Below are 18,394 nucleotides of genomic sequence, written 5' to 3'. Positions count from 1 at the left end.
CGTATGGAGTGTGCTTAACGTCATCGGAACAATTGCGTTTGCCCTGAGCGGTTCCATCGTTGCGACCGAAGAGCGGTATGACTGGCTCGGCGTGTATGTGCTCGGGTTCGTCGCCGCGTTCGGAGGCGGTATGATTCGGAATCTCATCGTCGGTTTGCCTGTCGCGCAGATCTGGCACCAGCCCGTCCTGTTTGTCACGGCTGCTCTGACTATCACGGCTGTTCTCATCCTGCCATACGGATTTCTGCATCGCTTTCGGCGGATCGTCAGCTTCTTCGACGCCATCGGCCTGGCGGCGTTCGCGGTCGAAGGCGCCATGTATGCGTATCGGGCGCACAGCACGTTTGTCACCACCGTGGTGGCCGCCTTGATGACAGGGATTGGGGGCGGGCTCATCCGGGATCTCCTCGCCTCGCGCAAACCGCTCGTCTTTCAGGCCGAGATTTACGCCATTTGGGCGATGCTGGCCGGTGCCGCGGTAGGGTTAGGGCTCGTCCGGGCCGCGTGGGAGGAATATCTGCTGTCCGCTCTCGTCGCCGCCCTTCGCATTCTGTCGGTTCGCTGGAATTGGCATCTTCCACGTACCGGGCCGCCGGAGGGAAATACGACGCCCTTCGGCGCATGAGCCCTTGCCAACTTGCTGCTTCAAATGCCGTGGTTTGACAGTGCTCCAATCTCAAAAATTCCTCAAGAAAATTTCAAGGTTGGTCAGATACGATCAAGGGGAGAGTTTCCATCCTCTCAACAGCGCTCTGGCCGCCTGATGAAAGGGCGTCCGTGATCGTGAGACTCTGGCATGAGGCGTTGATTCCGAAGCTGCCGCGCGCGCAGCTGTTGGGGCAGCATCGGGAATGTTGTGCTCTGCGGGGGCTTGGCTGGAACCGCCCCCACGCGACGGTGAATTACGTCTTTCAGCATCCGTACGAGTACTTGGTTCAGTATCATCGGCTGGTCATGGAGGAGATGGAGCGGCGAGGGTACCACGTGGATTCCGCGTGGCGGGATCCGCGCTACCGCGGGAAGCGCGCGCCGCTGGCTGAAGTGGACCCTTCTCGCGATTCCCAGTCGTCGCCCATTTATCCTGAGCATGACGACAGGTATCTGGCCGCTTGTCTCGAAAACCTACGGGCGAAGGGCATCATACTGTGAATGCGCGGAGGTTTTCGAGATGTCGTGAAGTTGGATCGCCAATTCGTCGATCACGTCGACCGCGATCCCGCCAAACGCCGTGTGGCGCAAGGGCTCGCCGAGATGGCCCAATCGCTCGGCATTCGCCTGTTGGCGGAGGGCGTCGAGCGGCCTGAGGAAGCGATGGCCCTGCTTGACCTGGGATACACGTGGCAACAGGGGTACCTGTACGCGCGGCCGTCGCTCGAGGTGCCGGACGGTTCGGTCGCGTGGTTGCCGCGGGCGTGAGATCCAGACGTGGAGCGTTTCGCTATACTACGGATGTATCTTTCGGACAGGGGGAGCATCCGTTGCCGACTGGAAAACCGACTGTCGCGGTGATTTCGTATCACGCGCCGCCCGTCTTGAACGCCGAATCGATTCTCGTGTGGAAAACGCTCAAGGTGCTGAGAACGTGGTTTCATCTGCGCCTCGTCACGGCCAGCGTCCCGTCCGCCGATACGACGCTCTCGCTTCCGGACGACATCGAGGTGGAGCGACTCCCCACCTGGATGCCGTCCGCGTACAAGCCGCGCCGCGCGCTGGAGAAGATCATTGGGCGATTTGCCGACGAGGCGTGGCTGTGGGCGAAGCAAGCGCCGGCCTCTATGAATCTGCCCGTCGATCTCCTCTACAGCCGATCCCAGCCGGGCGCGAGCCATCTTCTCGCACTTCGTTGGAAGCTGCGGACTGGGAGACCGTGGATCGCCCAGTTCAGCGATCCCTGGGCGCACAATCCGTACCACGCGGGGCGAACGTCGAGGCGCAAGGCGTTTGACGAGGCGAATGAACGCGCGGTCGTAGCCAAGGCGGACGCGCTCATCTTTCCCACGAAGGAAATCCTTGAGCAGTACGTTCATTTGTATCCACACGTGCCCGTCGCGGACAAGTCGTTGGTCCTGCCTCATCACTTCATGCCAGAGCTCTACCCGGAGCGCGTCGAGCGCCCGGCGGAGATCGCGGACAAGTTGCTCTTCGCGTATCTCGGCGACTTCTATGGACAGCGTTCGCCGGAGCCGTTCCTTGCCGGACTCGAAGAGGCCCTGACCGCGCGGCCCGACATGCGACAACGCGTGGCCGTGGAGTTTTACGGCAACGTCGAGTCGAAGTTTGAGCCGCTCGTGGCGCGGGCGCCCATTCCGATTCGCAAGGGACGGGTGTCGTATCTCGACAGCCTTGTGCGCATGCGGCAGGCGGACGTGCTCGTTCTCATCGATGCGCCATCGGCCACAGGCCGCAACCCATTTCTGGCCTCGAAGCTCATTGATTATTTGGGTGCCGGAAGGAAGATACTGGGTATCACGGACGTGGAAGGGACCGCTGCGGACATCCTTCGCGCCGAGGGACATCCCGTCGTGAGCCCGCGCGACGTGGACGGGATCGCGTCGGCGATGGTGGCGCTGATGGACGCGTACCAGCGCGGCGAGTCGTTTTCCGTGCCCGTGCCCCTGGCGTACTCCAGTGAAGAAGTCGTCGGGAAACTCGCGGCTCAGATGGAGCGTCTGTTGGGGGAGACACACATGAAGTGAGGGTGAGCGATGAGCACCATTGTGTGGCAGCCTACGCCGGTGACCAAGGCGGACAGGCGCCGATTGAACGGGCATTCGAGCTGTGTGGTGTGGCTGACGGGTTTGTCGGGATCGGGCAAGTCGACCATCGCCTGCGCGCTGGAGCTCGCGCTGCACGAGCGAGGCGTGCGGACGTATCTGCTGGACGGGGACAACCTCCGCCATGGGCTCAATCGCGATCTCGGCTTTTCCGCCGACCATCGCGCGGAGAACATCCGGCGGACGGCCGAGGTGGCGAAGCTGTTTGTGGACGCGGGCGTCATCGCCATCTGCGGCCTCATTTCGCCATACCGGCGGGATCGGGAGGCGGCCCGCGCGCTGTTTGAGCCGGGGGAGTTTGTCGAGGTCTTCGTCGACTGCCCGGTCGATGTGTGCAAGGCGCGCGATCCGAAGGGGCTCTATCGGCGAGCGTTGGCTGGGGAAATCAAAGGGTTCACGGGCATCGACGATCCGTACGAGCCGCCGCATAAACCGGATCTCGTGCTGAAGACGGATCGAACGCCCATCCACGAGTGCGTCAAGGACATTCTCCGCTATCTTGAGCGAACGGGCTGCCTGAATACGCCGGCGAACGCCGCGGGCGAGCGGGCGGCCGGGGAAAGGTAGGGGATGGACGTGGCGCACCCGAATTTCTTCATCGTCGGCGCGGCGAAGGCCGGCACGAGTTCGCTCGATCGGTATCTGAGCCAGCACCCGGACATCTACATTCCGCCGAAGAAAGAGGCGCATTTCTTCTCCATCCCCGATTTTCCCGAGCGTTTCACAGGCCCCGGCGACGAGGGCATGAACCTGTACACGATTCGCGATGAGGCCGCGTACCTCAAGCTGTTTGACGGCGTTCGAGGCGAGCGGGCTGTGGGCGAGGCATCCGTGTTTTACCTGTTCTACCCCGGCACGGCGCAGCGCATCTACGACGCGCACCCCGACGCCAAGATCCTCATCATGCTGCGCAATCCGGTCGATCGCGCCTTCTCCGCCTACATGCATCTAGTGCGCGACGAGCGAGAGACGCTTTCGTTCCGCGAGTCGCTCGCCAAGGAGGAGGAGCGGATCCGGCAACACTACGAGCCGCTGTGGTATTATCGTGCCGTCGGCCTGTATGCGGCGCAGGTCAAGCGGTATCTCGACGTGTTCGGGCGAGATCAGGTCAAGGTCATCCTGTTTGAGGATTTCGCGCGCGATCCCGTCCAGGTGGTTCGGGACTGCTGCGCGTTCCTCGGCGTGTCCACAGACTTCGTTCCAGACACCTCCATTCGCCACAACGAGTCGGGCGTGCCCAAGTCGAGATCGCTCTACAACTTCATCGCGAAGCCGAACGCGCTGAAGGAAATCGTGAAGCCGTTCATTCCGGCCGCGGTGCGCGAGCGGTTGGGCAACCAGGCGAAGTCGATGGTGCTCGGACGGATGGAGATGGAGCCCGACCTTCGGGAGGAGTTGACCGCATTCTTTGCGCCGGACGTGGCCCGGCTGGAGGCGCTCATCCATCGCGACTTGTCCGCGTGGCGGCGCCCGGCGCGGGCTGCGGGATCGCAGTGAGACGGGAGGAGAAGCGCATGGAGGTTTTGGAGGCGATTCGGGGGCGCCGGCACATCAAGCAGTTCAAGGCGGATCCCATTGATGAAGCGACGTGGATGAGCTGGCTGCAGGAGGCGACGAACGCGCCGAACCACAAGATGACTGAGCCATGGGAGATCATCGTCGTGGGGCCGGAGGCGCGGATGAATCTGCGTCACGGCGCGAACTTTGGCGATGCGCCGGTCGTGCTTGCGGTGCTCAGCAAGCGGGGGGCTTCGCAGATGGAGCGCGATGAGAACCTGATGGCCGTCGCTTGTTTCCTCGAAAACTTGAGCCTCATCGCGGAGGCAAACGGCGCGGGCATCCGCTGGACGTCCATTGGCTGGCAGGAGCACGCGCACCAGGTGCTCGGGGTGTCGGACGAGTACGACATTGCGAACATCATCGGGTTGGGCTATCCGGAGGAAGTGCCGCCGGCGAAGCCGCGCACGCCCATCGCCGAGAAGATCCGGCGGGTGCCCTGATGGCGGACGCGAGGCAAGGCGCGGATCTGGAGGCGAGATCGCCCTGGGCGCTCGGGGGCTATCGCCTTGCGCGGGTGGGGCCTGTGCGCAGTCCCGTGGACGCGGAGGTGCGCGTGCCGGGATCGAAGAGCGTGACCAATCGGGCGCTCGTCATCGCCGCGCTGGCAACGGGCGAGTCGAGGCTTTCGGGCATCCTGCGAAGCGACGACGCGTACTGGTGCATTGAGGCGTTGCGCGGGCTCGGCGTCCCAGTTGAGGTGGAGGGAGACGTCGTCCGCATGACCGGCTGCGGCGGGCAGTTTCCGCGAAGTGACGCGCGCGTCTACACCGGTGCGGGCGGCACGACGGCGAGGTTTCTCACGGCCGCGCTCGCGGCGTCATCGGGCGAGTACGAGATTCGCGGCAGCAGGCGGATGAACGAGCGGCCGATGGGCGAGCTGTTTCAAGCGCTGCGGTCGCTCGGGGCCGAAATCGAGCCGCTGGAGCGCCCGGACACGCTGCCCATTCGCCTCAGGGCTCGAGGTCTCGCAGGCGGAGAGGTCGCGATGTCGGGCGCGCAATCGTCCCAGTTTGTGAGCGGCGTGCTCATCGCGGCGCCCTACGCGCGCGCGCCGGTGAGCGTGCGCATCGTGGATCACATTGTCCAGCACGCCTACGTCCACATCACGCTCGACATGATGCAGGCGTTCGGCGCGACGTGTGCGGCTGCGGACCATCTCGCCTCCCTCTCGGTCGAGCCGGGTGGCTACCGCGGCCGCGCGTACGACATTGAGGCGGACGCGTCCACGGCCTGCTATTTCTTCGCCGCCGCGGCTGTGACGGGCGGTCGGGTCCGTGTGACAAACCTCACGCGCGACACGCGCCAGCCCGACGTTCACTTTGTCGACGTGCTCGCGAAGATGGGATGTCAGGTGGAGTCGTCACCTGCGGGCGTCGCGGTCAAAGGCCCCGAGAAGCTTCGCGGCGGTTTCTCCTTCAGCATGAAGGAGATGTCGGATCAGACGCTGACGCTCGCGTTCCTCGCGCCGTTTGCGGACGGGCCGATTGAAATCACCGGCGTGGGCCATATCCGGCATCACGAGTCGGACCGCATCCGGGTCATCGTCGAGAGCCTCGCGCGCGTGGGCGTCCGCGCCGAAGAGCGGGAAGACGGCGTCGTCGTGTATCCGGGCGCGCCTCAGCCCGCGGTGCTCCCGTCCTACGATGACCACCGCGTGGCCATGGCGCTCTCGGTGCTCGCGCTGCGCGCCGAGGGCATCGAAATTGAGGATCCGGGCTGTGTCTCGAAGACGTGCCCGACGTTTTTTCAACACCTGCGGGAGATGGACGTTCCGGTCGATCTCGTCCAATGAAGAGAGGCTGCTCACGGCGCATGGCGCGCCGGGGCAGCCTCCGTTTGTTCGTCGCGCTTGCCTGCGATGGCCATATACACCGCGGGCACTAAAAGCAGCGTGACCAGGGTGGAAAACGTCAGTCCAAACGCGATGACCGTGGCCATGGATGCGAGCGTCTCCGCGCCTTTTCCGTAGCCAATCACGAGTGGCAGCATGGCGAGCACCGTCGTCGCCGTGCTCATGAGGATGGGGCGCAGTCGAACGGGTCCTGCTTCCATGAGCGCCTCGCGCAGGCGCCTGCCTTCGCGGCGCAGCCGGTTGGCGTAGTCCACCAGCACAATCGCGTTGTTCGCGACGAGGCCCATCACCATGATCACGCCAATGGCCGAGTCCACGTTGAGCGATCGGTGCGTGAGCGTGAGCCCGAGCGCCGCGCCGATGAAGGTCGGCGGCAGCGAGAACATGATGACAAACGGCGTGAGCAAGGACTCGAACAGGCTCGCCATGAGCATGTACAAGAGCGCCACGGAGAAGACGAACGCCCACAGCATGTCGAACATCGTCTGGCGGAGGAAAGCCCCGCCTTGGCCGAACCCCACGCTGTACCCCGCCGGAACGCGAATCGATTTCAGTTGCTGGGCGAGTTCCAGCTGCGCGCGGCCCTGCGTGACGCCGTACGGCGTCGCGGTCACCTCCACGGTGCGAACCCCGTTGATATGAGTGATGTTCGGCGGCTCCGATCCGTTCGAGACGGTGCCGAGCTTCGTGACCGGGACCATCTGCCCCGCCTGATTCTCCACCGTCAGATCCTGCAGGTGGTTCAGGTTCTGCGCGTAGCTCGGCGGCAGTTCGACGACGATGTTGTACGTGTTGCCGTTCACGTCGTATGTCGAGGCGATTTGCCCACCGACGTCCGCCTTCAGCACGCTTTCCACGGCTTGCGCCGTGAGTCCGTATTCCGCAAGCGAGGACGGATCCAGCGTCAGCGTCACGTTTGGCATGGCCGCTGTGGCGCCATTTTGAATGTCCTCCAGGCCGCGCACCCGGTGCATGGCGGCAGCCACCTGATTCGCGAGACGTGTGAGAGTGGCGACGTCAGAGCCCTGAATCTGCACTGAAATCTGATCCGACGCCGGACCGCTCGCTCCGTTGGCGGACGCCGCAGCCGCGGTGACCGTGGCGCCCGAAATGGCTTGGGCAAGCTGATTGAACTGCGACGTCATCGCTTCGACATGCTGGCTCGAGACGGAATCCTCAAACCGCACGGTGACCGTCGCCTGGTTGGTGGCCGGCAGCGCGGCGTAAGAGTTGCCGCCGATCTGCGCGTCGATTTGTTGAATCCCGTGGAGATGCGCGCGGGCGAGCGCCTCCACGCGCTTGGTCACCTTCTCCGTCGCCGCGAGCGAGGTGCCGGGTGGCGTCTGCACGCTCACCGTCATCTCGTCCTCGCCCACGTTCGGCACCAATTCAAAACCGATTTTCGGCACCATGGCCACACTCGCCACGAACATGAGTGCCGTGACGGTGAAAATCGTCTTCCGGTGCGACAGGCTGAAGGCGAGCAGACGGCGGTACAGTTCCGTCAGCCCGTGCATGAAGCGCGCAGACCAGTCAAACGGCGCGTACCAGCGCATGGGCGCGTCTCGACCCGGCAGGCGATCCGGCTCGTCGAACCGCCGGCCCTTGAGAAGCCGCGACGCGAGCATCGGCGTGAAGGTGAGCGCCACGAACAGCGCGGCCACGTGCGAAAACGAGACCGTGAGCGACAGCGGCTTGAAAAACTGTCCGGCGATGCCCGGCACGAAGATGGACGGCGCAAAGACGCTGATCTGCGCGCACGCGGCCACGAATACGGCCAGGCCCACCTCTTCGGTGCCGACCACGGCGGCTTCCATCGGGCGGAGGCCGCGCTGGCGAGATCGGAAGATGGACTCCAGCACGACGATGGAGAAGTCGACGAGCGAGCCGAGGCCCACCGCGAGCGATCCCAGCGTGATGGAGTTGATGGAGAGCCCGGCAGCGGCCATGAGCGCGAAGGTGGACAGCGTGGCGATGGGGATGGCGACTGCCACGACGATAGTGGAGCGCACGCTGCGCAGGATCAGCAGGATGACCAGGATGCCGAAGATGAACCCGAGCACCGTGTGGTTGACCACGGTGTGGATGGTGTCGCGCACAGGCTGCGCGTCGTCCGTGAGCACCTCCAGGTGCACGCCGGGCGGCAGCTGCGCTTCAATGGACGGGAGCGCCTGCCACACGCCGTTCGACACCTGCACGATGTTGGCGTCGGACGCCTGCGAAATGGACAGGGTCACGGCCGGCGCGTCGTTCACCGTGCTCACGAGTTCGACGGGCGCATGGCCGTCCTCAATCTGAGCGATGTCCTTGAGCTTGACGTCGCCGCGCAGAGGCAGCGGAATCTCGAGATCTCCAAGTTGCGATGCGGATCCAATCTCCCCGCTCACGTGGAGGGGAATGAGGAGGTTGTCCTTTTGGACCTGTCCGGCATCCGCCGAGAGGTTGTTGGCAGCGATGGCGTTCACCACCTGCTCGATGCTCAGGTGGTACGCCTTCAGCTTGTCCGGATCCACCTGGACGGTGATCTGGCGCACGAGCCCGCCAGCCTCCTGGACGCCCGCCACGCCGTTCAGCCGCTCGATGGCCGGCTCTACGACGTTGGTCGTCGCGTCGGACACGGTCTGCAGGGAAACGCCCTTCGATCCGTACACGGCAATGCGCATGATGGGCAGGCTGTTGGGGTCGAACTGCTGCACAAGCGGCGTCGTGGCGTCGGACGGGAGTTCCGGCTGAACCCGGTTCACCAGGCTGCGCATCTGGTTCAGTTCCTCGTCCAGGTTGACGCCGTAGTTGAATTCCACAATTACGAGCGAACTTTCGGCCGTCGACTGGGACTCAATCAGGTTCACGCCCGAGAGCCCCTCAAGCGCCTGCTCGAGCGGGTGGGAAATCTGTTTTTCCACCTCTTCCGGCGAGGCGCCGTTCCACGACGTGACCACCGCCGCCACCGGTAGGTTGAGCTTCGGGTACAGCTCTTCCGGCAGGTGGAGGAGCGCAAAGACGCCGACGGCGACGAGCGCAATCATGAGCATGGTGATGGTGACGGGGCGGCGAATGGAGAATTTGGCAAGTTGCACGATCCCGGCTCCTTTCTTCCGTCTATCGTCGCCGGACGGGCCGCCATTTGCAAGCCAATCCAGAAGAAAAAACGAGAGACGGAGGAGGAGCCGGGGCGTGCCTCAGGCGTTCAGAATGTCCTGGCGGCCGAACCGGAGGAAGGCCGCGGCCAGAAGCACCACGGTCCAGACGAGGAGCACCGCGACGCCCTGGGCGAGCGAGACCGGAGAGCCGACGGTGAAGGCGGTGCCACCGGCGAGATCGCCATACAGGCTGAGATGGGTGGTGAAAAGCATTCTCACCCAGGATTGGCCGCGCGCCATGGCGGCGACCACGAAGCCGATGATGATGGAACCCATGGCCGCCGACGTGCTCACCATCGCGGACGGAAAGAGGACGGAGCAGGTGAAGGCGATGGAGGCCACCGCCATCATGGCGCCTGCCACGAGCGCGCTCTGCAGCAGAAATGCATGCCACATCGGCCAGACCGCGGCGTGATCGTACATCGCGACGGGCGTGGGTTGAAGGGCGCCAGGTTGCGTGAAGAATCGCACGTGGACGTTCAGCCACTCGGGCTGCATCGCGCCCTGAGGGCCGTCGATGGCCAGGGCGACGCCCAAAAACGCGAAACAGAGCAGAAAGGACAGCGCGGCGGACGACGCCACGGAGACGAGCCATTTGCCAAGCAGCAGTGTGCGCCGGCGCACGGGCCGCACCACCAGCAGCTTGATGGTCCCCTGGGTCATTTCGCCGGCCACCATGTCGCCGACGAGGATCACGACGAGCAGCGGGATGAACGTCTTGGTGGCGGCGCCCACAAACTGACTCGTCTCTGCCCAGCCGTTCAACAGGTTGGGCGAGATGGGCCCGACGTCATGCGCCAGGCGGTAACGGTCCTCCTGTACGCGCTGCTGAAGGGCTGCCAGCGCCTGGGCCGCGCCGGCGGAGGTGGGGGACCGGCGTTCGAGCAGGCTGAGCTGCGCCTCTGCGGCTGCAAGATCGGCCTTGGCGTTCGCCTTCCAGTCGGCGGATGCTGCCTGGGTCGGCACGCGGCTGTAAATTTGCTTCTCATGATGCTCCCCGAGCGCAAACATCCCCACGAGGCATAGGGCGAGCGCCACCACGACGGCGAGCCGCCTGCGGCGCACGAGTTTCATCCATTCGTTTTGCACGACGCGCCAGAGCGTCATGGCGTATCCCCTCCCGACTCTGCGCCTGTGAGCGCGAGAAACGATTGCTCCAGTCCGCCGGTGCGCGCCGCTTCGTAGACGTCGAATCCGGCGCCAACGAGATCGCGAAGGAGCTTCGCGACACGGGCGTCGTCAAGATGATGGACGACGAGCCTGGCGTCGCTTCCGTCGACTTCGAATCCGCGCGCCCGGAGCCATGCGGTCGCCTCGTCCCACCGAGACACGCGCAGGCGCAGGGAGCCAGCTCCTGCGCGAAGCTCCGCCACGCTCGCCTCGGCGATGACCCTGCCCTGTTGAAGCACGGCGACGCGATCGCACATCTGCTCGACCTCGGAGAGCAGGTGGCTGGAGACGAACACGGCCAAGCCTTCGGAGGCGAGGGCGCGCACGAGTTCGCGGAACTCGCGGATGCCTGCAGGATCGAGCCCATTCGTGGGCTCGTCGAGCACGAGCAGCTTCGGATCGGCGATCAGCGCCTGCGCCACACCGAGTCGTTGCCGCATGCCGAGCGAATAGCGCTTGACCTTGTCGTCAATGCGATCCTGGAGGCCGACGCGTTTGGCCACGCGCTCGATGCGCTCTTCGATGCGATCCAATCCTGCCAGCCGCGCGTAGTGGAGCAGGTTCTGGCGGCCGGTCAGATACCCGTACATCTCGGGATTTTCGACGATGGCGCCGAGGTGCCGCTTGGCGCTGACGGGATCGCGCTCGACGTCGTGGCCGCACACCTGAATGGCACCGCGCGTGGGCCGTATGAGCCCGACAATCATGCGGATGGTCGTGGTCTTGCCAGCGCCGTTCGGCCCGAGGAAGCCGTACACTTCGCCCGCGCGCACGCTCATATTCAGCTGGCGGACGATCTCGCGGGGCCCAATGCGTTTGGTGACGTCAAACAGTTGCAACACGTTCATGGGTTCCACCTCCTCTTTCGGTACACGCCCGCGCGATCTAAGGCGGCGAAGATTGCCCCGGATCCGACGAGCCAGATGAACACCGCTTCGATCGCGGCCGCCTTGCCCCGGCCGAGATTGACCGCGTGATCGACCCACTCGACCAGGATGAAGCCCGCGAGCAGCGAGATGCCAAGGGCCAGCAGACGGTGGTAGGCGCGAAACGGAAACGTTTCCTCCAGCAGTTCCAGCGGCAGTCGTTCGAACAGCCTGGCTCCGAGCAGCAGCCAGAAGGCAATCCACGCGGTGAACCACAGTGCGTACGCCGCAAGAGACGCGCCCGTGACCGTGTCGAGCAGCGTCACAGGGGAAAGTTGAATCAAGTCCCTGTATAGATGCAATAGATGCATGGATTGCATCATCGTCCATTTGGCATTGACGTACTGGATGAGGGCGGCCGCATACGCCGGGAAACTCGCGACACCAAGGGCGCAAACGTATGCCATCGCGACGTTCGTGATGGTCGCACCTGCCGCTACGCCCAGGCTCCAGGCTGCGAGGTAGACGAGGAGCCGCTTCAGGAGCACGTGAACGAGCAGCGTCGGGCTGGCCGGCATGCCGGCGATGGCGTCGAGGGCGCACAGGTAGAGGAGCACCAACAGTTGGCTCACCACGAGCGCAGCGCCTGTGAGACACGCGTGGATGGCGTACACGTCCTTCCGCCGGATGGGTCCGGCGAGCAGGCTCAGGATGTATCCGCGGCGCGTGACGAGTCCGATCGAGAGCACGCCTAACAACATGGCCCAGAAGATACTGACGTCCAGCTGATACGCGGGTTGGCCGAGCGCGGTGCGCTCGAGATTTTGGCGCAACAGGCTCATCGAGTCGAGACTCAGAAACGGAAGAATCCAGTTGCGCGCCAGGACAAACGGCGTGGCGATGAGCCACCCGTTCAAGGAACGCCACGCGTACCACCACACGGCGCTACGTGGTCCCATCGATGTCACGCGCGTAGCCCTCCTTCCTCATGAGCGAGCGAAACCATTCCTCGAGCGGCAGGCGTTCCTGCAACACGGCGGGCTCGGCGCCGGCGTCGCGCAACTTCGCCATGAGCTGTGGGAGGGCGTTTCGCTCCACCATGGCGCTCCATCGGTCTCCGCTGTCCCGCTCCCAGGTGAGCGCCCATCCTTCAGCGTCGAGCGCATGTTTTCCCTCTGTCCGTACCGAGATTTTGACAAAACTCTCCTTCGCGTTTTCCAGTTGGCCCGACCATACGGAGCGCCCTTTGAACATCACGGTGGCGCTGTCCGCCAGCCGCTCCATGGCGTCGAGGTCGTGCGTGGCCAGAAGGATGGTCGAGCCCGCGTCGGCTGCCTCGCCGAGCAGCCATTGCCAGATTTGCCTTTGCACGACCGGATCCAGCCCCGTGGTCGGTTCATCGAGCAGGAGGAGGCGCGGCCGCATGGCGAGTGCGAGGGCGAGCTTCGCCTGCATGCGCATTCCGAGGGAAAAACGCCGGATGCGCTCGTCGGTCGGCAGCTCGAGACTTCTCACCAGCTTGTGAAACCGATCGGCGTCAAAGCGGGGGTACGTGCGCGCCGCATACCGCCCCCAGTCATCCAGATGGAAGCGCGTGGGCAGCGAGATGACAGGGTCCACGAGGGCCATCGCCGCGCGCCACTCGGGTTGGTCCCAGGGCGCAATGCGAGAGCCTATCCAGGCTATTTCCCCTGCGTCCGGCCTGTACAGTCCCGCAAGGACGCGAAGCAACGTGGTCTTGCCGGATCCGTTGGCGCCCAAAATCGCGTGCACAGATCCCTCGTCCGCCGAGAACGTGGCGGCTGAGAGCGCCAGATGGTTGCCGATGCGCTTCTTCAACTCGCGAACGGACAGGATAGCCTCCATTACAGTCCCTCCTTCCCCTCGCCGCCTCGCGCATCGTCACGCGCCTGGCGAAACATTCGTTCGAACTCGTCCTCCACAAGGCCCAGGTGGTAGGCCTCAATCCACGCGAGCCTCAGGGTGTCGCGGAGTTTCTCGATGCGCTCCTCGACATCCGGGGGCGGCCTCTGCCCGGGGCTCGCCACGAACGTGCCACGGCCGCGGACGACCTCGATGACGCGGCTTCGCTCGAGCTCTTGATACGCCTTCGCGACTGTGTTGTGGTTGATGGCGAGGGAGACGGCGAAATCGCGCACCGAGGGCAGGCGATCACCGGGCTTCAGCCAGCCAGCCGCGACCGCCCCCTTGATCCCGTCCACAATCTGCTGGTAGACCGGCGTGGGAGAACGGGGATCCACCTGAAGCCACACGGCCATCACCCCCTTTTGTGGCGGACGTTTGTGGGCGCGCTCAGGCTCGTGTCTCATGTGTACTAGTTCGAGTAGTACACATGCATCATACGGGGACTGGTTGGAGATGTCAAGCGGCCGAGCAGACGATCTCGGCCGACGTCAGACGTCCCGCTTGTTCCTAGGGATTTCGTGGGCCATGCCGTCGTACGCGAGCAGCGTGTTGGGGAAAATGGCTCGGGCTTCCGCGAGGATCTCATCCTCCTCCGCCCGTTCGTAACGGGCGCTCACGTGCGTGAGGATGAGACACTTGGCCTCTGCTTCCCGGGCGATCTCGGCGGCTTGGCGCGCCGTGCTGTGGAAGAAGGCCGAGGCGAGATGCGCATGTCGGTCCAGAAACGTTGCTTCGTGCACGAGGCAGTCGGCGCCGCGCGCCAGTTCCACCGCGGCCTCGCATGGCCTCGTGTCGCCGAGGATGGCGATGACGCGCCCGGGTTCGGCCGGATCGACGAAATCGGCCGCGCGCAGCCGCCGTCCATCGGGGAGGGTCATGTCCTCGCCGGCCTTGAGGCGCGCCCAGAGGGGGCTTGGCGCCACGCCCGCGGCGCGCAGCCGTTCAGCGTGCAGGCGGCCGGGAAAGGGCGCTTCTTCAACTCGGTAGCCGTAGGAGGGTATGGCGTGATCGAGCAGCGCCGCGCGCACGGTGTACAGCCCTTCGCGGGCGGGAACTGGCTTCGGCGATGTCCACTCGTGAAATTGGATTTCATAGCTGAGGTGGGTGTGACTCGCATCGATGGCGGCGCGGACAAACGCCTGGGTCCCGGGGGGACCGTACAGGTGCAGCGGTCCGACGTTCTCTGGAAACGACCGCGTGCTGAGGAGCCCGGGGAGGCCGAAGATGTGATCCCCGTGGAGGTGCGTGATGAAGACGCGATCGACGCGGTTGGGGCCGAACGGCGCGTCGAACATGCGGTGTTGCGTCGCTTCACCGCAGTCGAACAGCCACACAGTGCTGTCGCCGCGGGTGAGCCAAAGCGCGATGGCGGTCACGTTGCGGCGCCGGGAAGGGGCCCCGGCGCCCGTGCCTAGAAAGATGAGCTCCATACCGTTCATCCTCTGCCTGGTCAGTGGGCCACGTACCGAATGTGGCGCAGCCTGTTGCGTCCTATCCACAGTACCATGATCGCCACGACGACGCCTAGGCATCCGATGAAAAACGGCATGGCGGGACCGACGGCATCGCTGAGTTTGCCAGCGAGCCAGGGGGCGACGGCGCCACCCACGAAGCGGACGAAGCTGTATGCCGCGGATGCGGTGGGCCGCTCGACGGGAGCCGCCTGCATGACCGCGGTCGTGATGATGGTGTTGTTGACGCCGAGGAAGGCGCCGGCGAGGATGATGCAGATGACGAGCGTCAGCCGCGAGTGGACGAAGAGCCCCATCACGAGCAAATCCAGCGCGAAGAGCGCGAGAATGGTGTACATCACCGGCAGGATGCCGAACTTCTCTGCCAGCCACGGAGCGACGAAGACCGACGTGACGGCGAGGAGGATGCCCCAGCCGAAATACGTGTAGCCAATGCCGATGGCGGACATGTGCAGCGGATACGGGCCGTAGCCGAGCAGCGTGAAGAAGCCGAAGTTGTAAAACAGGCTCGTCAGGCCGAGCGTCAGCAGGCTGAGATGTCCGAGGGCCCGAAACGGCGCCGTGATGGAAGCGCGGTGCGCGGGCTTTGGCACGCCGCGGAGAAAGAGGAGCACGGCCACAAATCCGATGGCCATGAGCGTCGCCACGCCGTAGAACGGATAGCGCCAACTGTGCTCGCCGAGCGTCCCCCCGAGGAGCGGACCCACGGAGATACCGAGCCCGAGAGCGGCTTCGTACAGGATGATGGCGCTTGCCGCGGTGCCTCTCGCGACGGACACAATGACGGAAAGCGCGGTGGCGATGAACATGGCATTGCCAAGCCCCCAGCCGCCGCGAAAGCCGACAATTTGGCCGACACTGTGTGAACGGCCAGCCAGGAAGGAAAAGACGATGATGATCGCGAGTCCGCTGAGCAGCGTGTACTTGGGTCCGATGCGCGTTGAAATGAAACCTGTGAAGACCATCATGCAGCCGGTGACAAGCATATAGCTCGTGAAGAGAAGTTCGGTCTGAGCCTTTGTGGCATGGAGTTGTGCCGAGATCGCGGGTAAAATTGGATCAACCAAGCCGAGGCCCATGAAGGCGACCACGCAGGCAAAGGCGACCGCCCACACGGGCGCAGGTTGGCGGAGGATGTTCGACTCGGCGTGATCGAACTCCTGCGCGACATCAGGTTGCGCGGACACGAAAAATTCCTCCTTTCGTCTGATACCGAGCGTCAACTGCCCGTCCCGAATTGTTCAGGGACACGAGAAGTGAAGTCTGCACAACTATTGTATTATACAACTATCGTGGCGAAAATGCACCCAAAGGAGGCCGACATGGATCAGGCCAACATGGAGTCGTTGGAAGCCTTGGAGCGCGAGATGGCCATCTTCGCGCGGCGTCTGGAAGGCGCTCGCCAGTCGTGGCGCAAGCATCGCGAGATCGACCGCTCGGCGTATCTCATCCTGCTGGCGCTGTGCGAGGAGGGGGAGCTCACCGCTGGCCAGCTTGCGGCGCGGTTTTTGCTCGACATTTCCACCATCAGCCGCCAGATCGCGCCGCTCGTCGAGGCGGGATGGATCGCCAAAGAGCGGGATGAGGACGATAAGCGCCAGCTTCGCCTCACCATCACGGAGGCGGGTGTGAAGGCGCTCGAGGCCACGCGCGCATCGCGCATCGAGTTGTACCGGGCGCTCGTCGGCGATTGGACGGAGGAGGAGCGAAGGACGTTCCTCTCGCTGTTGCGCCGATTGAATGATCGAATTCGCGCAAGACAGCAGGCGGAGCGTCCATGAGCGTGGTGAGTGTCGCGAGCGTCGTGGTGGCGGTGGTGCTTCTTTCCGGCGTCTTTATCGCGAGCGCTCACAGCCGGGTGGGGCTTCCGGCGATGGTGGGGTTCGTTGCGCTCGGCTGCGCCATCGCCGCGCTGGACCCGGATTTGCTCACGGCGGTGTCTCCGGGTGTGGCGACCAACCTCAGCTACTTCGCGTTGGCGATGATTCTCTTCGATGGCGGGCTGCACACCACGCCCGCGCGGGTGCGCCGCGCGTTCTGGCCAGCGATGTCCTTGGCCACGCTCGGCGTGTTGGTGCAAAGCGCCATCATGACCGCGCTTGCTCACGCTGTCCTGCGCCTGCCCTGGCTGTCCTGCGCCATGTTGGGCGTCGCGGCGAGCTCGACGGACGCCGCCAGTGTCTTCAGCGCGCTCGGCAACACGTCCCTCAGGGAGCGGTTGGCCGACGTGCTCGAAGTGGAGTCCGGCACCAACGACCCGATGACCTTCTTCCTCATGACGGTTTTGATCGATCTCGCCCGCATCGGAGGGAGCGGGATGCATCCAATGGACGTGGCCGTCCTGTTCGTGGAGCAGATGGGCGTTGGCCTTGGCGTGGGGCTCGTGGCAGGCTATCTCGGGCGCAAACTGCTTTCCGTGGCGCGGCTCGACACACCGGGCCTCTATCCTGCCGTGACATTGGCGATGGCGCTTCTGTCGTTCGGCGTCGCGCAGTCGATGTCGGGAAGCGGGTTTCTCGCCGTGTACCTGACCGGCGTCGCCATGGCGGTCGCGCGGATGCAAGAGCGGTTGGCGGTGCTGCGCTTCCACGAAGGGCTCGCCTGGATCGTGCAGATTGTCATGTTCGTCGTGCTCGGGTTTTTCCTCGTCCCGCGCGACTTTGCAGACGTCGCCGTGCCCGGCCTGCTCCTCGCGTGCGGCGCCATCTTTGTGGCCCGCCCGGCCGCCGTGTGGCTGACGACCCTCTTTTTCCGACTGAGCGCCGACGAGCGCTGGTTTATCGCCTGGGCGGGCTTGCGCGGCGCTGCGCCCATCGTCCTCGTGCTGTTTGCCGTCGAGGCACACGTCCAGGGGTACATCGCACTCGTGGAAGTGATCTTTTTCGTGGTGCTGGTCTCCGCGCTCGTTCAGGGGATGACGGTGCAGTGGTTCGCCGAAAAGCTGGGGCTCGTGCAGGCCACCCCGTCGGAGTCGATGTGCGAGTTGCTCGCCGTCGCGCGGGAGGCCGCTGTCGTCGTGCCCATCGAGGTGGCGCCGGGATCGCCGAGCGCCGGCAAGAGGTTGCGCGATCTCGCCTTTCCAGCCGACACACTGTGCTACGCCGTCGTGCGCGACGGGAAGGCCGTCGTCCCGCGCGGGAGCACGCGCATCCGAGCTGGAGATCACCTGCTGGTTCTGGCCCACGAAGGCGCCGTCGGCGATCTGGAGCGGCTGTTTCGGGAGGATCAGGTGGGGCGTGCGGAGGCGCTGCCGTGACGATGGATGATGGGCGGCGCCGCACGAATCGGCGGCTCACGAGGGCTCGTCACCACACGGCTTCTCGGCTGCCTCATTCTCCACAGACCGGAATCCGGGCAGTTCTTCGGCCATCTCAAGCAGGAGGTCATCGTCCTCATCGTCGAAATGAGGGCGGGACCACAGGGGTTTGGTGCAAACTCGCATGGCACATCCCTCGCCTTCTGCCTGCGGGCCAATGCATACCACCATGATAGCGCATGCACTCGCTTTGTGCATGCTGCACACGCGCGACATCGTGCCGGCGCCCGTGTGACAATTGTCACATGCCATCGATGACGATATGCACTGGCTGACGCACCGCGCACAACGCTAGGATGGACGTGAGGACAGATCCTG

Annotated in this window: 18 protein-coding genes; 10 read left to right on the top strand and 8 right to left on the bottom strand. The window is 64.5% G+C overall.

Features of this window, described 5'->3' with window-relative positions; genetic code table 11:
• Nucleotides 1-10 precede the first annotated feature (10 nt).
• The 8 genes from AMA01_RS09305 (at nucleotide 11) to aroA (ending at nucleotide 6,126) form a co-directional block, all read left to right on the top strand.
• Entirely contained in the window at nucleotides 11-625 is a 615-nt protein-coding gene (locus AMA01_RS09305) for a trimeric intracellular cation channel family protein (protein ID WP_082744102.1), read from the top strand.
• Nucleotides 626-777: 152 nt separating this feature from the next.
• Nucleotides 778-1,149: a TIGR02328 family protein gene (locus AMA01_RS09300; RefSeq protein ID WP_376738337.1), complete on the top strand. Its 372-nt coding sequence runs from the start codon at nucleotides 778-780 to the stop codon at nucleotides 1,147-1,149.
• Between the two features lie 24 nt (nucleotides 1,150-1,173).
• A complete protein-coding gene (locus AMA01_RS09295) occupies nucleotides 1,174-1,416 on the top strand; it encodes an EAL domain-containing protein (RefSeq protein ID WP_231862901.1) in 243 nt (80 codons plus the stop codon).
• A gap of 62 nt (nucleotides 1,417-1,478) precedes the next feature.
• On the top strand, nucleotides 1,479-2,696 hold the full coding sequence (locus tag AMA01_RS09290) for a hypothetical protein (protein ID WP_067850269.1): 1,218 nt from the start codon (nucleotides 1,479-1,481) through the stop codon (nucleotides 2,694-2,696).
• Nucleotides 2,697-2,705: 9 nt separating this feature from the next.
• Entirely contained in the window at nucleotides 2,706-3,341 is a 636-nt protein-coding gene (gene cysC / locus AMA01_RS09285) for an adenylyl-sulfate kinase (protein WP_067850267.1), read from the top strand.
• Between the two features lie 3 nt (nucleotides 3,342-3,344).
• Nucleotides 3,345-4,271 carry a sulfotransferase family protein gene (locus tag AMA01_RS09280; RefSeq protein WP_067850265.1) on the top strand — a complete coding sequence of 309 codons (927 nt, stop codon included), beginning with the start codon at nucleotides 3,345-3,347 and terminating at the stop codon, nucleotides 4,269-4,271.
• A 17-nt stretch (nucleotides 4,272-4,288) separates the two neighbouring features.
• Nucleotides 4,289-4,774: a nitroreductase family protein gene (locus AMA01_RS09275; RefSeq protein ID WP_067850301.1), complete on the top strand. Its 486-nt coding sequence runs from the start codon at nucleotides 4,289-4,291 to the stop codon at nucleotides 4,772-4,774.
• On the top strand, nucleotides 4,774-6,126 hold the full coding sequence (gene aroA / locus AMA01_RS09270) for a 3-phosphoshikimate 1-carboxyvinyltransferase (protein WP_067850263.1): 1,353 nt from the start codon (nucleotides 4,774-4,776) through the stop codon (nucleotides 6,124-6,126). The genes AMA01_RS09275 and aroA overlap by 1 nt, the downstream gene beginning before the upstream one ends.
• An 11-nt stretch (nucleotides 6,127-6,137) precedes the next feature.
• On the opposite strand, the gene AMA01_RS09265 is transcribed toward aroA, so the two are convergent.
• From AMA01_RS09265 to AMA01_RS09230, 8 genes are all read right to left on the bottom strand, one after another.
• Entirely contained in the window at nucleotides 6,138-9,263 is a 3,126-nt protein-coding gene (locus AMA01_RS09265; RefSeq protein WP_067850261.1) for an efflux RND transporter permease subunit, read from the bottom strand.
• Between the two features lie 102 nt (nucleotides 9,264-9,365).
• Nucleotides 9,366-10,433, bottom strand: coding sequence for an ABC transporter permease (locus AMA01_RS09260; protein ID WP_067850259.1), 1,068 nt, complete (start codon nucleotides 10,431-10,433; stop codon nucleotides 9,366-9,368).
• The gene (locus tag AMA01_RS09255) at nucleotides 10,430-11,344 is read right to left on the bottom strand and encodes an ABC transporter ATP-binding protein (protein ID WP_067850257.1); all 915 of its coding nucleotides are present in this window, start codon (nucleotides 11,342-11,344) and stop codon (nucleotides 10,430-10,432) included. The genes AMA01_RS09260 and AMA01_RS09255 overlap by 4 nt, the downstream gene beginning before the upstream one ends.
• Nucleotides 11,341-12,321: a hypothetical protein gene (locus AMA01_RS09250; RefSeq protein WP_230087728.1), complete on the bottom strand. Its 981-nt coding sequence runs from the start codon at nucleotides 12,319-12,321 to the stop codon at nucleotides 11,341-11,343. Before AMA01_RS09250 ends, AMA01_RS09255 begins: the two co-directional genes overlap by 4 nt.
• Nucleotides 12,308-13,228 carry an ABC transporter ATP-binding protein gene (locus tag AMA01_RS09245; RefSeq protein ID WP_067850254.1) on the bottom strand — a complete coding sequence of 307 codons (921 nt, stop codon included), beginning with the start codon at nucleotides 13,226-13,228 and terminating at the stop codon, nucleotides 12,308-12,310. The genes AMA01_RS09250 and AMA01_RS09245 overlap by 14 nt, the downstream gene beginning before the upstream one ends.
• Nucleotides 13,228-13,641 carry a GntR family transcriptional regulator gene (locus tag AMA01_RS09240; protein WP_067850252.1) on the bottom strand — a complete coding sequence of 138 codons (414 nt, stop codon included), beginning with the start codon at nucleotides 13,639-13,641 and terminating at the stop codon, nucleotides 13,228-13,230. The genes AMA01_RS09245 and AMA01_RS09240 overlap by 1 nt, the downstream gene beginning before the upstream one ends.
• Before the next feature lie 135 nt (nucleotides 13,642-13,776).
• Complete coding sequence (rnz, locus tag AMA01_RS09235) at nucleotides 13,777-14,718, bottom strand: ribonuclease Z (RefSeq protein WP_067850250.1); 942 nt, start codon at nucleotides 14,716-14,718, stop codon at nucleotides 13,777-13,779.
• A gap of 20 nt (nucleotides 14,719-14,738) precedes the next feature.
• Nucleotides 14,739-15,947 carry an MFS transporter gene (locus AMA01_RS09230; protein ID WP_067850248.1) on the bottom strand — a complete coding sequence of 403 codons (1,209 nt, stop codon included), beginning with the start codon at nucleotides 15,945-15,947 and terminating at the stop codon, nucleotides 14,739-14,741.
• 135 nt (nucleotides 15,948-16,082) lie between these two features.
• Between AMA01_RS09230 and AMA01_RS09225 the strand changes: the two genes are divergently transcribed.
• Both AMA01_RS09225 and AMA01_RS09220 read left to right on the top strand, forming a co-directional pair.
• Nucleotides 16,083-16,541, top strand: coding sequence for a MarR family winged helix-turn-helix transcriptional regulator (locus tag AMA01_RS09225; RefSeq protein WP_067850246.1), 459 nt, complete (start codon nucleotides 16,083-16,085; stop codon nucleotides 16,539-16,541).
• Complete coding sequence (locus AMA01_RS09220) at nucleotides 16,538-18,016, top strand: potassium/proton antiporter (RefSeq protein ID WP_067850244.1); 1,479 nt, start codon at nucleotides 16,538-16,540, stop codon at nucleotides 18,014-18,016. The genes AMA01_RS09225 and AMA01_RS09220 overlap by 4 nt, the downstream gene beginning before the upstream one ends.
• Nucleotides 18,017-18,394 lie beyond the last annotated feature (378 nt).

The sequence above is a fragment of the Alicyclobacillus mali NBRC 102425 genome, from assembly GCF_001570745.1.
Classification (GTDB): Bacteria; Bacillota; Bacilli; order Alicyclobacillales; family Alicyclobacillaceae; genus Alicyclobacillus; species Alicyclobacillus mali.
Note: the sequence above shows the minus strand (reverse complement) of the source record. Positions and strands in the feature narration are given on the sequence as shown.

Excerpts from the sequence above, each read along its gene's own strand:
- AMA01_RS09245 (WP_067850254.1), bottom strand. The coding sequence starts at position 13,228 with ATGGAGGCTATCCTGTCCGTTCGCGAGTTGAAGAAGCGCATCGGCAAC.
- rnz (WP_067850250.1), bottom strand. The coding sequence starts at position 14,718 with ATGGAGCTCATCTTTCTAGGCACGGGCGCCGGGGCCCCTTCCCGGCGC.
- AMA01_RS09255 (WP_067850257.1), bottom strand. The coding sequence starts at position 11,344 with ATGAACGTGTTGCAACTGTTTGACGTCACCAAACGCATTGGGCCCCGC.
- AMA01_RS09225 (WP_067850246.1), top strand. The coding sequence starts at position 16,083 with ATGGATCAGGCCAACATGGAGTCGTTGGAAGCCTTGGAGCGCGAGATG.
- AMA01_RS09260 (WP_067850259.1), bottom strand. The coding sequence starts at position 10,433 with ATGACGCTCTGGCGCGTCGTGCAAAACGAATGGATGAAACTCGTGCGC.
- AMA01_RS09240 (WP_067850252.1), bottom strand. The coding sequence starts at position 13,641 with ATGGCCGTGTGGCTTCAGGTGGATCCCCGTTCTCCCACGCCGGTCTAC.
- AMA01_RS09280 (WP_067850265.1), top strand. The coding sequence starts at position 3,345 with ATGGACGTGGCGCACCCGAATTTCTTCATCGTCGGCGCGGCGAAGGCC.
- AMA01_RS09250 (WP_230087728.1), bottom strand. The coding sequence starts at position 12,321 with ATGGGACCACGTAGCGCCGTGTGGTGGTACGCGTGGCGTTCCTTGAAC.
- AMA01_RS09275 (WP_067850301.1), top strand. The coding sequence starts at position 4,289 with ATGGAGGTTTTGGAGGCGATTCGGGGGCGCCGGCACATCAAGCAGTTC.
- AMA01_RS09220 (WP_067850244.1), top strand. The coding sequence starts at position 16,538 with ATGAGCGTGGTGAGTGTCGCGAGCGTCGTGGTGGCGGTGGTGCTTCTT.
- cysC (WP_067850267.1), top strand. The coding sequence starts at position 2,706 with ATGAGCACCATTGTGTGGCAGCCTACGCCGGTGACCAAGGCGGACAGG.
- aroA (WP_067850263.1), top strand. The coding sequence starts at position 4,774 with ATGGCGGACGCGAGGCAAGGCGCGGATCTGGAGGCGAGATCGCCCTGG.